The organism is Pseudomonas sp. KCJK9000, assembly GCF_046230725.1.
Classification (GTDB): Bacteria; Pseudomonadota; Gammaproteobacteria; order Pseudomonadales; family Pseudomonadaceae; genus Aquipseudomonas; species Aquipseudomonas promysalinigenes.
The window spans coordinates 20,640-33,646 of the sequence record NZ_JBJJLN010000046.1 but is presented as its reverse complement, the minus strand read 5'-3'; the positions used below and the strand labels follow the sequence as shown (position 1 = coordinate 33,646).

The 13,007-nt window shown below is 60.7% G+C and carries 11 protein-coding genes; 10 read left to right on the top strand and 1 reads right to left on the bottom strand.

Annotation, left to right across the window (positions count from 1 at the left end):
- Nucleotides 1-165: 165 nt before the first annotated feature.
- Nucleotides 166-420, bottom strand: coding sequence for a DUF2790 domain-containing protein (locus ACK59H_RS18180; RefSeq protein WP_060480179.1), 255 nt, complete (start codon nucleotides 418-420; stop codon nucleotides 166-168).
- A 421-nt stretch (nucleotides 421-841) separates the two neighbouring features.
- Here ACK59H_RS18180 and acs point away from each other — a divergent pair, with 421 nt between their 5' ends.
- From acs to astD, 10 genes are all read left to right on the top strand, one after another.
- Nucleotides 842-2,803, top strand: a complete 1,962-nt coding sequence (acs, locus tag ACK59H_RS18175) for an acetate--CoA ligase (protein WP_060480180.1) — start codon at nucleotides 842-844, stop codon at nucleotides 2,801-2,803.
- A gap of 584 nt (nucleotides 2,804-3,387) precedes the next feature.
- Entirely contained in the window at nucleotides 3,388-4,179 is a 792-nt protein-coding gene (locus ACK59H_RS18170) for an ABC transporter substrate-binding protein (protein ID WP_060480181.1), read from the top strand.
- Between the two features lie 92 nt (nucleotides 4,180-4,271).
- Complete coding sequence (locus ACK59H_RS18165) at nucleotides 4,272-4,961, top strand: ABC transporter permease (protein WP_060480182.1); 690 nt, start codon at nucleotides 4,272-4,274, stop codon at nucleotides 4,959-4,961.
- On the top strand, nucleotides 4,958-5,656 hold the full coding sequence (locus ACK59H_RS18160; RefSeq protein WP_060480183.1) for an ABC transporter permease: 699 nt from the start codon (nucleotides 4,958-4,960) through the stop codon (nucleotides 5,654-5,656). Before ACK59H_RS18165 ends, ACK59H_RS18160 begins: the two co-directional genes overlap by 4 nt.
- Before the next feature lie 22 nt (nucleotides 5,657-5,678).
- A complete protein-coding gene (locus tag ACK59H_RS18155) occupies nucleotides 5,679-6,443 on the top strand; it encodes an ABC transporter ATP-binding protein (protein ID WP_060480184.1) in 765 nt (254 codons plus the stop codon).
- A 98-nt stretch (nucleotides 6,444-6,541) separates the two neighbouring features.
- The gene (gene argR / locus ACK59H_RS18150) at nucleotides 6,542-7,522 is read left to right on the top strand and encodes a transcriptional regulator ArgR (protein WP_261743851.1); all 981 of its coding nucleotides are present in this window, start codon (nucleotides 6,542-6,544) and stop codon (nucleotides 7,520-7,522) included.
- A gap of 532 nt (nucleotides 7,523-8,054) precedes the next feature.
- Nucleotides 8,055-9,275, top strand: coding sequence for an aspartate aminotransferase family protein (locus ACK59H_RS18145; RefSeq protein WP_060480417.1), 1,221 nt, complete (start codon nucleotides 8,055-8,057; stop codon nucleotides 9,273-9,275).
- Between the two features lie 133 nt (nucleotides 9,276-9,408).
- On the top strand, nucleotides 9,409-10,428 hold the full coding sequence (gene aruF, locus ACK59H_RS18140; RefSeq protein ID WP_060480418.1) for an arginine/ornithine succinyltransferase subunit alpha: 1,020 nt from the start codon (nucleotides 9,409-9,411) through the stop codon (nucleotides 10,426-10,428).
- Nucleotides 10,429-10,491: 63 nt separating this feature from the next.
- Nucleotides 10,492-11,520 (top strand): arginine N-succinyltransferase, encoded by a 1,029-nt coding sequence (gene astA, locus ACK59H_RS18135; RefSeq protein WP_060480419.1) that lies wholly within the window; start codon nucleotides 10,492-10,494, stop codon nucleotides 11,518-11,520.
- Complete coding sequence (astD, locus tag ACK59H_RS18130) at nucleotides 11,521-12,984, top strand: succinylglutamate-semialdehyde dehydrogenase (RefSeq protein WP_060480420.1); 1,464 nt, start codon at nucleotides 11,521-11,523, stop codon at nucleotides 12,982-12,984.
- The last annotated feature ends 23 nt before the right edge of the window (nucleotides 12,985-13,007 follow it).

Sequence of the window (13,007 nt, the reverse complement as noted above, 5' to 3'; positions counted from 1 at the left end):
GCTGGGGGGGTCGTCAAAGGACAATTGCAAGCAAGTTCACCGATTAGGCGTGGGGCAAAGGGCTGGATTAAATAAAATTCACTTAATCTCGTATTAGTTTTTAGGGGGGGCTAGGTTGAAGCGGGCGGACACGCGACGGGGCCATTTGGGCCCCGATTCGGGTTTTCAGCCGTTGGAGCAGCCGTTGCCCATTACGCGGTATTCGAGGATGTGCTTGTGGCCATTGGAGTCTTCATAGGTCATGCGGGCGGGCACCACCTCGCAGACGTTTGGCACTTCGCTCATGGAGATGACGCGGGCGATATCCAGGTGCTGGGAGTAAGTGTACTGCTCAACCGGGATCTGTTCGACAGTGTTCGTTTCGCCGGCCATCGCCGTGCTGCAGAGGCCGCCGAGTACCAATACCAGTAACGCTTTCATGTTCAATTTACCTGTTTAAGGTCGTCAGGGGGCACGCGGCGCTTGTGACGCCGCGAGTAGTACTGAATTTCAACTATCGGGATTAGAGCGGGATTAACAAATTGCCTTCGTGGGGGCTGTTTCCTGTAGTTAATCGCTTTGCCGTTGCTGGCGAGATCAATGTTATGCCTGGTTAACTAAGGGAAACAGATAGCGTTTTGATAAAGTTTTTTCGCCTTTTGCCAAATTCTGTAACAATCCCTTGAACGGCATCCTTCGGTTTCTACTATGACGGGCCAGTAGCTGCGGGCTAGAGCCTCTGCTGCTGTGCGGGCCGTTAAGGGATTACCTGCGCTACTACCATCGTCGTATGGTTTTTCCAGCTCTGTTACAGTTACAAACGGTTCCATACAAAAACAACTATTACACCGAGGTATCACAGATGAGTGCGGCTCCACTGTATCCCGTTCGTCCCGAGGTTGCGGCCACTACCCTGACCGACGAGGCCACCTACAAGGCCATGTATCAGCAATCGGTGATCAACCCGGACGGCTTCTGGCGTGAGCAGGCCCAGCGCCTGGACTGGATCAAGCCGTTCACCAAGGTCAAGCAGACCTCCTTCGACGACCACCATGTGGACATCAAGTGGTTTGCCGACGGCACTCTCAACGTGTCCTCAAACTGCCTGGACCGCCACCTGGAAGAGCGCGGCGATCAATTGGCGATCATCTGGGAGGGCGACGACCCTTCCGAGCACCGCAATATCACCTACCGCGAACTGCACGAGCAGGTGTGCAAATTCGCCAATGCCCTGCGCGGCCAGGATGTCCATCGTGGCGATGTGGTCACCATCTACATGCCGATGATCCCGGAAGCGGTAGTGGCCATGTTGGCCTGTGCCCGCATCGGTGCCATTCACTCGGTCGTGTTCGGCGGCTTCTCGCCAGAGGCTCTGGCCGGTCGCATCATCGACTGCAAATCCAAGGTGGTGATCACTGCTGACGAGGGGGTGCGAGGCGGTCGTCGTACACCGCTGAAGGCCAACGTCGATCTGGCGCTGACCAACCCTGAAACCAGCAGCGTGCAGAAGATCATCGTGTGCAAGCGCACCGGTGGTGACATTGCCTGGCACCAGCATCGCGACATCTGGTACGAAGACTTGATGAAAGTCGCTTCCAGCCATTGTGCACCGAAGGAAATGGGTGCCGAGGAGCCGCTGTTCATTCTTTATACCTCCGGCTCCACCGGCAAACCCAAGGGGGTGCTGCACACCACTGGCGGTTACCTGGTGTATGCCGCGCTGACCCATGAGCGGGTGTTCGACTACCGCCCAGGCGAGGTCTACTGGTGCACGGCTGATGTTGGCTGGGTGACTGGGCACAGCTATATCGTCTACGGCCCGTTGGCCAACGGCGCCACCACCGTGTTGTTCGAAGGCGTACCGAACTACCCCGATATCACTCGTGTGTCGAAAATTGTCGACAAGCACAAGGTCAACATCCTCTACACGGCGCCGACCGCCATTCGCGCCATGATGGCCGAAGGGCAGGCTGCGGTTGCGGGTGCTGACGGTTCCAGCTTGCGCCTTCTGGGTTCGGTCGGCGAGCCGATCAACCCTGAGGCCTGGAATTGGTATTACAAGACCGTGGGCAAAGAGCGTTGCCCAATAGTCGACACCTGGTGGCAAACCGAAACCGGTGGCGTGCTGATCAGCCCACTGCCGGGGGCCACGGCGCTCAAACCTGGCTCGGCAACGCGGCCGTTCTTCGGCGTGGTGCCAGCGCTGGTGGATAACCTGGGCAACCTTATCGAGGGCGCTGCCGAAGGCAACCTGGTAATCCTCGATTCCTGGCCGGGCCAGTCGCGTTCGCTGTATGGCGACCACGACCGTTTCGTCGACACCTACTTCAAGACCTTCCGCGGCATGTACTTCACTGGCGATGGTGCGCGTCGTGATGAAGACGGCTACTTCTGGATCACCGGCCGTGTAGACGACGTGCTCAACGTTTCCGGTCACCGCATGGGCACTGCGGAAATCGAAAGCGCCATGGTCGCCCATGCCAAGGTCGCCGAAGCGGCTGTGGTGGGTGTGCCCCACGATATCAAGGGGCAGGGCATCTATGTCTACGTCACCCTCAATGCCGGGGTCGAACCCAGCGAGCAACTGCGCATGGAGCTCAAGAACTGGGTGCGTAAGGAAATCGGCCCGATCGCGTCGCCCGACGTCATCCAATGGGCACCGGGGCTGCCGAAGACCCGCTCGGGTAAGATCATGCGCCGTATTCTGCGCAAGATCGCCACTGCTGAATATGATGGCCTGGGTGATATCTCGACCTTGGCAGACCCAGGCGTCGTGCAGCATTTGATTGACACCCACAAAGCGATGAACCTGGCCTCGGCTTGACTTAGCGCTCAGAGGCGATCGCCTGACCGGTGGGAGCGAGTTCGCTCGCGAACAGGCCAGTGAGGCTGCTGACGGGCTTGCTCGTTAGGCCCGCCCCGCTGGTTTAGCCACCTACCTCAAACCCCGCTCGGTCAGCCGGCGGGGTTTTTGCTTCACTGTTACCCGACATTCATCGGTAACTCTTCTGTCACCGATTTCGCACAGGATCGGGGCATCGGGAAACAGGTCTGTCCGCTGCTGGTGCAATCGGGCGGCCTTTTTCAGTAAGGTCAAACGCTGCACTTGCCGTAAAGCAAGGGTTTGCCAATAATAGGCCCGTTAATTGCTTGGCTTATAGGTTGTTCCTCTCGAGCTCTTGCATGATTTGCAACGGCTGTCAACATTGCTCGACGCGATTTCAAGCGCTTCTGTAACTAGTTGTCGCTTTGAAGAAATATCGACTACCGGGCTGTCGTTAAAATGCCACTCACTCGCTCGTGGTCTGCGACCTTGGTCGAAACCTGCGCGGCTCGCGTTGTACCCATTCGCATAGCGGGCAGCTGTTACCCCTGCCTCGTATTGCCCCGTACCGATGGAGTTACCTGATGAAGAAGCTCGCACTGCTTGGCGCCCTGGCGCTTTCCGTGTTTTCCCTGGTATCGCAAGCCGATGAAAAGCCGCTGAAAATCGGTATCGAAGCGGCTTACCCTCCTTTTGCCTTCAAGCAGCCTGATGGCAGCATCGCCGGTTTTGACTACGACATCGGCAATGCCTTGTGTGAAGAAATGAAAGCCAAGTGCACCTGGGTCGAGCAAGAATTCGACGGCCTGATCCCAGCGCTCAAAGTGCGCAAGATCGACGCCATCCTGTCGTCCATGTCGATCACCGAAGACCGTAAGAAGTCGGTGGACTTCACCAAGCGCTACTACCTGACGCCGGCGCGCCTGGTCATGAAGCAGGGCACTGCCGTGAGCGAGAGCCTGGACGAGCTCAAGGGCAAGAAAATTGGTGTGCAGCGTGGCTCGATCCACGACCGCTTCGCCAAAGAGGTCCTGGCACCCAAAGGCGCCACTGTCGTGCCGTACGGTACTCAGAACGAAATCTACCTGGACGTCGCTGCCGGTCGCCTGGACGGCACTGTGGCAGACGCGACCCTGCTCGCAGACGGCTTCCTCAATACCAAGGCCGGCAAGGGCTTTGCTTTCGTTGGCCCATCGTTCACCGACGTCAAGTACTTCGGTGACGGCGTAGGCATCGCTGTACGCAAAGGCGACGACGCCAACCGCGAGCGCATCAACAAGGCCATCGATGCGATTCGTGCCAACGGCAAGTACAAAGAAATCGAGGAGAAGTACTTCGGCCCCGACTTAGACATCTACGGTCCAGACTCGAACTAAGACGTCGGGTTCAACCTGTACAATGGTGCAAACAGCAGAAGCTCTGAGGTTTGCACCATTTTTTCATTCCCAAGCCCTGAGGAATCCCAATCATGTTGAAAGGCTATGGGGCAGTCATCCTCGATGGGGCGTGGCTGACGCTGCAGCTCGCCCTGTCGTCGATGGCCCTGGCCATCGTCCTTGGCCTGATCGGCGTGGCCCTGCGTCTGTCGCCGGTGCGCTGGCTGGCCTGGCTGGGGGATCTGTATTCCACGGTGATCCGTGGCATCCCTGACCTGGTCCTTATCCTGCTGATCTTTTATGGCGGCCAGGACATCATCAACCGAGTGGCACCATTGCTCGGTTACGACGATTACATCGACCTGAACCCGCTGATCGCCGGTATCGGCACGCTGGGCTTCATTTTTGGTGCGTACCTGTCGGAAACCTTCCGCGGGGCGTTCCTCGGTATACCTAAGGGCCAGGCCGAGGCCGGCGTGGCCTATGGCATGAGTGCGCGCCAGGTGTTCTTCCGCATCCAGGTGCCGCAGATGATCCGCCTGGCCATTCCAGGCTTCACCAACAACTGGTTGGTGCTGACCAAGGCCACGGCGCTGATTTCGGTAGTGGGCCTGCAGGACATGATGTTCAAGGCCAAGCAGGCGGCTGATGCCACTCGTGAACCTTTCACCTTCTTCCTGGCCGTAGCGGCGTTGTACCTGGTGATTACCAGTGTTTCGCTGCTGGCGCTGAAGTATCTGGAGCGCCGCTACTCGGCGGGCGTCAAGGTGGCTGAACTATGATCTTCGACTACAACGTTGTCTGGGAGGCGATGCCACTGTATCTGGGCGGCCTGCTGACCACGCTCAAGCTGCTGGCGCTGTCGCTGCTGTTCGGCCTGTTGGCGGCCATTCCGCTGGGCCTGATGCGTGTCTCCAAGCAGCCTTTGGTTAACGTCAGTGCCTGGCTGTATACCTATGTGATCCGTGGCACGCCGATGCTGGTGCAGTTGTTCCTGATCTACTACGGGCTGGCTCAGTTCGAGGCGGTGCGCGCGAGTATCTTCTGGCCGTGGCTGTCCAGTGCCACTTTCTGCGCATGCCTGGCGTTCGCCATCAACACCAGTGCCTACACGGCCGAAATCATCGCCGGCAGTCTCAAGGCCACGCCCCATGGCGAAATCGAAGCGGCCAAAGCCATGGGCATGTCGCGCATGAAAATGTACCGCCGTATCCTGCTGCCTTCTGCGCTGCGCCGGGCGCTGCCGCAATACAGCAACGAAGTGATCATGATGCTGCAGACCACCAGCCTGGCCTCGATCGTCACCTTGATCGACATCACCGGTGCGGCACGCACGGTCAATGCTCAGTATTACCTGCCTTTCGAGGCCTACATCACGGCGGGCGTGTTCTACCTGTGCCTGACCTTCATCCTCGTGCGCCTGTTCAAGATGGCCGAACGCCGTTGGCTCGGCTACCTGGCGCCGCGCAAGCACTGACCGCTCTGTGAGAACCGACAGTATGTACAAACTTCAAGTCCAAGACCTGCACAAGCGCTACGGCAGCCATGAAGTGCTCAAGGGCGTGTCCCTGGCAGCCAAGGCTGGCGACGTGATCAGCATCATCGGCTCGAGCGGTTCGGGCAAGTCGACGTTCCTGCGCTGCATCAACCTGCTGGAGCAGCCCCATGCCGGCAAGATCCTGCTCAACAACGAAGAGCTCAAGCTGACCCCTGGCAAGGACGGAGCGCTCAAAGCCAGCGACCCGCGTCAGTTGCAGCGCATGCGTTCGCGCCTGTCGATGGTGTTCCAACATTTCAACCTGTGGTCGCACATGACCGCCCTTGAAAACATCATCGAAGCGCCGGTGCATGTGTTGGGGGTGAACAAGAAAGAGGCGTTGGAAAAGGCCGAGCACTACCTGGCCAAGGTGGGCGTTGCTCACCGCAAGGACGCCTTCCCTGGCCATATGTCAGGTGGCGAGCAGCAGCGCGTGGCCATTGCCCGGGCGTTGGCCATGGAGCCTGAGGTCATGTTGTTCGACGAGCCCACCTCGGCGCTCGACCCTGAGCTGGTTGGTGATGTGCTCAAGGTCATGCAGGCCTTGGCCCAGGAGGGCCGGACCATGGTAGTTGTGACCCACGAAATGGGTTTTGCCCGCGAGGTGTCCAACCAGTTGGTGTTCCTGCACAAAGGCTTGGTCGAGGAAACCGGCTGCCCGCGTGAAGTGCTGGCCAACCCGCAATCGGAGCGGCTCAAGCAGTTTCTCTCCGGTAGCCTGAAGTAAACACTGCCTCTTTGCACCAGAATAGGGCATGCTGCGCAGCAAGCGCAGCCTGACCCTGCGTTACAGACTCGAACGAACCAGGTTTCGGACAGCACCCTATGACCACCCAGCGAATTGGTTTTCTCATCTGGCCTAGCACCAAGCCCTTGACCCTGGCGCTGGCAGAGGAAGTGTTGCTGGTGGCTCAGCGGGTGCATCCGGATGTGGTCTATGAGATTGCGTTTCTCCAGGCCGAGCCTGTCGCAGAGGGCGCTTGGCGCTTGCCTGGCGAGCCGTGGAGCGGGCGGCTGGAGGGGTGCAGCAAGTTATTCTTGCTGGCTGACGATTTGCCTCAGGCTGTGGGCCCGACGCTGTCAGCAGCGCTCAAGCAGTTGGCGCGCAGTGGCTGCATGATCGGCGGGCTGTCCGCGGGCGTGTATCCGCTGGCCATGCTGGGCCTGCTCGACGGTTACCGCGCGGCGGTGCACTGGCGCTGGCAGGACGACTTTGCCGAGCGCTTTCCCAAGGTCATTGCCACCAGCCATCTGTTCGACTGGGATCGCGATCGTTTGACAGCCTGCGGTGGCATGGCGGTGACCGATTTGTTGCTGGCAGTGCTGGCCCGCGACCATGGGGCGGAGCTTGCAGGGGCGGTGTCCGAGGAACTGGTGGTCGAGCGTATTCGTGAAGGTGGTGAGCGCCAGCGTATTCCGCTGCAGAACCGCCTGGGCTCAAGCCATCCGAAGCTCACTCAGGCGGTTTTGCTGATGGAGGCCAACATCGAGGAACCGCTGACCACGGATGAAATTGCCCAGCATGTGTGCGTATCGCGCCGGCAGCTGGAGCGCATCTTCAAACAGTATCTGAACCGCGTGCCGAGCCAGTATTACCTGGAATTGCGGTTGAACAAGGCGCGGCAAATGCTGATGCAGACCAGCAAGTCGATCATCCAGATCGGGCTGTCCTGTGGTTTTTCGTCGGGGCCGCATTTCTCCAGTGCTTATCGCAACTTCTTTGGCGCAACGCCGCGGGAAGATCGCAACCAGCGGCGCAGTAGTAGCCCGTTCGAACTGAGCTCGGCGCCGGCTGAGAAGGGCTGAGCTACGGGGTTGGGCCTGGGTGCATGGCTTGGGTTTGATGGTGGTGCGCAAATCGAGCGCCGCCCGCGCGGCGCATCGCGAGCTGCGCTCGCTCCTACGTTTGTTTCGGGCCAATTTATCCTGGGGGATTTGTGCGCGGACGCTCTGGGGCATGGCGCGAAATAGCGTCGTATGAACCAGGCGGTCGCGCGCGGCTGCCACAGGCGTTACTGGCCTGAAACAAACGTAGGAGCGAGCGCAGCTCGCGATGCGCCGCGCGGGCGGCGCTCGATTTACGCCACAACACCACAACAACGATGTGCGCCCGCTGCTGCGCCCTGAATTGCCTGTGAACACCCGTTCACCCAGCTCCCTCTCTCCCGTACACTGCGCTATTGCGACAGTGTTTGTCGCATTGCCGAAATCCTTGGTGAAACTGGGTTTTGCGCTGTAACAAGTTGTCGCTTGGCCGCAAGGACAGGCGCGGATCAGTCCTTACAATCCCCCCATCGCTCGCCACTTCCAGGCCAGCGTTCCTCTTCAGGAGACTCAGATGTCCGTTGAGCAAGCCCCGGTGCTACGTGCCGATTTCGACCAGGTGATGGTCCCCAACTATTCTCCGGCGGCCTTCATTCCTGTGCGAGGCGAGGGTTCCCGAGTTTGGGACCAGTCGGGCCGCGAGCTCATCGACTTTGCTGGCGGCATCGCGGTCAATGCCTTGGGCCACTGCCATCCGGCGCTGGTCAAGGCTCTGACAGAACAGGCCAATACCCTCTGGCACGTCTCCAACGTTTTCACCAACGAGCCTGCACTGCGCCTGGCGCACAAGCTGGTCGAGGCCACCTTCGCTGACCGTGCGTTCTTCTGCAACTCTGGCGCTGAGTCCAACGAGGCTGCCTTCAAACTGGCGCGCCGGGTCGCCCACGACCGCTTCGGCCCCGATAAGCACGAAATCATTGCCACCGTTAACAGCTTCCACGGCCGCACCCTGTTCACCGTCAGTGTCGGCGGGCAGCCAAAGTACTCCGATGGCTTCGGCCCGAAGATCACTGGCATCAGCCATGTGCCCTACAACGATCTGGAGGCGCTGAAGGCTCAGATCTCCGACAAGACCTGCGCTGTGGTGATCGAACCGATCCAGGGCGAAAGCGGCGTGGTACCGGCTGACAAGGCGTACCTGGAAGGCGCGCGCAAGCTTTGCGACGAGCACAACGCCCTGCTGATTTTCGATGAAGTGCAGACCGGTGTGGGCCGCACCGGCTCGTTGTACGCCTACCAACATTACGGCGTGACTCCGGACATCCTGACCAGCGCCAAAAGCTTGGGCGGCGGCTTCCCAATCGGCGCCATGCTGACCACTTCCGACATTGCCAAGCACCTGGCTGTCGGCACCCATGGCACCACCTACGGTGGCAATCCGCTCGGCTGCGCCGTTGCCTGCGCCGTGCTGGACGTGGTCAACACCCCGCAGACCCTGGCGGGCGTCAAGGCCAAGCATGAGCGATTCAAGGCCCGCCTGGAGCAGATCGGCCAGCAGTACGGGCTGTTCCGCCAAGTGCGTGGGGTCGGCCTGCTGATCGGTTGTGTGCTGAGTGACGCTTGGCAGGGCAAGGCCAAGGACGTGCTCAATGCTGCTGAGAAAGAAGGCGTGATGGTGCTGCAGGCAGGGCCTGACGTGGTCCGCTTCGCGCCAAGCCTGGTGGTCGAGGACGCCGATATCGACGAAGGCTTGGACCGCTTCGAGCGCGCGGTGGCGCAACTGACCAAGGGCTGATCAGCCCGCGGTCCTTTCACTGCCCGGTCAGCCCCGGCGCCGGGCAGGTGAAGACGAATTTCTGCGCGGGTGCTTTGCGCCCGCGGTTTTTCCGTGCCTTTTCAATGGCCCGTTTTTCCAAAGGAGTGACACCATGCTGGTGATGCGCCCCGCGCAAATGGCTGACCTGAACGAAGTGCAGCGCATGGCTGCCGACAGCCCCGTTGGTGTCACCTCGCTGCCGGACGACGCTGCTCGCCTTGGCGACAAGATTGCCGCGTCGGAAACTTCATTCGCCGCCGAAGTCAGTTTCAATGGCGAAGAGAGCTACTTCTTCGTGCTCGAGGACAGCGCCACCGGCAAGCTTGCAGGCTGCTCGGCCATCGTTGCTTCGGCGGGCTATTCCGAGCCTTTTTACAGTTTTCGCAACGAGACGTTCGTCCATGCCTCGCGAGAGCTGAAGATCCACAACAAGATCCATGTGCTGTCGCTGTGCCATGACCTCACAGGCAACAGCTTGCTGACCAGTTTCTATGTGCTGCCTGAGTTGGTCGACAGTGGCTGGGCCGAACTCAACTCCCGGGGCCGCCTGTTATTCATGGCCTCGCACCCGGAGCGCTTCGCCGATTCGGTGGTTACCGAGATCGTCGGCTATAGCGATGAGCAGGGCGAGTCGCCGTTCTGGGACTCCATCGGGCGCAATTTCTTCGACCTCAACTACGCCGAAGCCGAGCGTTTGTGCGGGCTCAAGAGCCGCACCTTTCTTGCCGAACTGATGCCCAATTACCCCATCTATGTGCCGTTGTTGCCCGATGCGGCGCAGGAGGCGATGGGCCAGGTGCACCCGCGTGCGCAGATCACCTTCGATATCCTGATGCGGGAGGGTTTCGAGACTGAGCACTACATCGATATTTTCGACGGCGGGCCAACCCTCCATGCTCGAACCTCGGGTATTCGCTCTATCGCCCAAAGCCGCGTGGTGCCAGTGAAGGTGGACGATACCCCCGTCAAAGGAGGGCGCCATTATCTGGTTTGCAATGGCCAGCTTCAGGACTATCGCGCCGTGCTGCTGGAGCTGGACTGGGTGCCAGGCAAGCCGGTCAGCTTGAGCAGTGAAGCGGCCGAAGCCTTGGGTGTCGGCGAAGGCGCCAGCGTGCGGTTGGTCGCAGCCTGAGACAGGGCTGGGCTGCAACAGTGAGTTTCGCGGCAGGCACTGGTCGCCGCACAAGGAGATAGCATGATCGTTCGTCCCGTACGCAGCAGCGACCTTCCCGCGCTGATCGAGTTGGCACGCAGCACCGGCATGACTGGGCTCACGACCCTGCCGGCCAATGAAGAGCGCCTTGCCCACCGTGTCGGTTGGGCGGAAAAGAGCTTCCGTGGCGAAGCCGAGCGGGGTGACACCGATTACCTGTTCGTGCTGGAGAACGACGAGGGCTTGGTGGTCGGCATAAGCGCCATCGCCGGGGCCGTGGGGCTTCGCGAGCCGTGGTACAACTACCGGGTAGGCCTGACGGTCAGCGCCTCCCAGGAATTGAAGATCTACCGCGAAATCCCAACGCTTTTCCTGGCCAACGACCTGACCGGCAATTCCGAGCTGTGCTCGCTGTTCCTGCGCAGCGATCACCGCTGTGGCCTCAACGGGCGCCTGCTGTCCCGTGCTCGCATGCTGTTCATTGCCGAATTCCCTGAACTGTTCGGCAACAAGATCATCGCCGAAATGCGCGGCATGTCCGATGAGCAAGGCCGCTCGCCATTCTGGGAAAGCCTGGGCCGGCATTTCTTCAAGATGGAGTTCAGCCAGGCTGACTACCTCACCGGCGTGGGCAACAAGTCGTTCATTGCCGAGCTGATGCCTAAATTCCCGCTCTATACCTGTTTCCTGTCCGAGGCCGCGCGCAGTGTCATCGGCCGCGTGCACACCAACACCGAGCCTGCCCTGGCGATGCTCAAGCAGGAAGGCTTCAGCTATCAGGGCTATGTCGACATCTTTGATGCAGGGCCGGCCATAGAGTGCGAAACCTCAAGGATCCGTGCGGTGCGCGACAGCCAGACCCTGGTGCTGGCCGTAGGCACGCCTGGCGATGACGCAACGCCTTACATCATTCACAACCGCAAGCGCGACGACTGCCGTATCACCGCTGCGCCGGCACGTCTGGCCGCCGGCACCCTGGTGGTTGACCCGCTCACCGCCAAGCGCCTGCGTATGGGGGCTGGTGACAACGTGCGCGCGGTACCGCTGTCGGCAAGCCGGGAGGCCCAATAAATGACCACGCATTTCATCGCAGGCAGCTGGCTGGCAGGCCAGGGGGAAGCTCTGCAGTCGCTCAACCCGGTCACCCAGGCGCTGGTCTGGCAAGGGCAAGGCGCCGACGCCGGCCAGGTCGACGCTGCGGTCAGGGCTGCCCGCCAGGCTTTCCCGGCCTGGGCGCAACTGAGCCTGGAGGCGCGCATCGATCTGCTGGAAAAGTTCGCCGAACAGCTCAAACTGCATGCCCAGGCGTTGGCTCACTGCATTGGTGAAGAAACCGGCAAGCCCCTCTGGGAGTCGGCCACCGAAGTGACCAGTATGATCAACAAGGTGGCGATCTCAGTGCAGAGCTACCGAGAGCGTACCGGCGAGAAAAGCGGCCCGCTGGCCGATGCAACAGCCGTGCTGCGGCACAAGCCACATGGCGTGGTGGCCGTGTTCGGGCCCTATAATTTCCCAGGGCACCTGCCTAATGGCCACATCGTGCCGGCGCTGCTGGCGGGTAACTGCGTGGTGTTCAAACCAAGCGAGCTGACCCCCAAAGTCGCCGAGCTGACGGTCAACTGCTGGATCGCCGCAGGCCTGCCGGCGGGTGTCCTCAATCTGGTGCAGGGGGCGCGCGACACGGGCGTGGCGCTGGCTGCCAACACCGGTATCGACGGCTTGTTCTTCACCGGCTCCAGCCGCACTGGCAACCTGCTGCACCAGCAGTTCGCCGGCCGCCCGGACAAGATCCTGGCGCTTGAGATGGGGGGTAACAACCCATTGGTGGTTGATGAGGTCAAGGACCTCGATGCTGCGGTGTACACCATCATCCAGTCGGCATTCATCTCTGCTGGCCAACGTTGCACCTGCGCCCGCCGTCTGCTGGTGCCGCAAGGGGGCTGGGGCGATGCGCTGCTCGCACGGCTGGTCGAGGTCTGCCGAAGCATCACGGTTGGCGCCTTCGATCAGGACCCGGCACCCTTCATGGGCTCGGTGATCTCGCTGCAAGCTGCACAAGCGCTGATGGCGGCTCAGGCCCAATTGCTGGCTAAGGGGGGCGTCGCGCTATTGGCAATGACCCAGCCCCAGGCCGACGCCGCCTTGCTGACCCCTGGCATCGTCGATGTCAGCGCCGTGGCCCAACGCCCGGACGAAGAGTTCTTCGGCCCATTGCTGCAGGTGATCCGCTACGCCGACTTCGATGCCGCCATCGACGAGGCCAACAACACCCAGTATGGCCTGGCCGCCGGCCTGTTATCCGATTCCCGTGCCCGCTATCAGTACTTCTGGCTGCGAAGCCGCGCTGGCATCGTCAATTGGAACAAGCAACTGACGGGCGCCGCCAGCAGTGCGCCTTTCGGCGGCGTGGGTGCCAGTGGCAACCACCGCGCCAGTGCTTATTACGCAGCCGATTACTGCGCTTACCCCGTGGCTTCGCTGGAGACTGCCAGCCTTGCCCTGCCGGCGACCCTGACGCCGGGCGTCACCCTATAACAACAGGTCACGGAGCCTAGCCG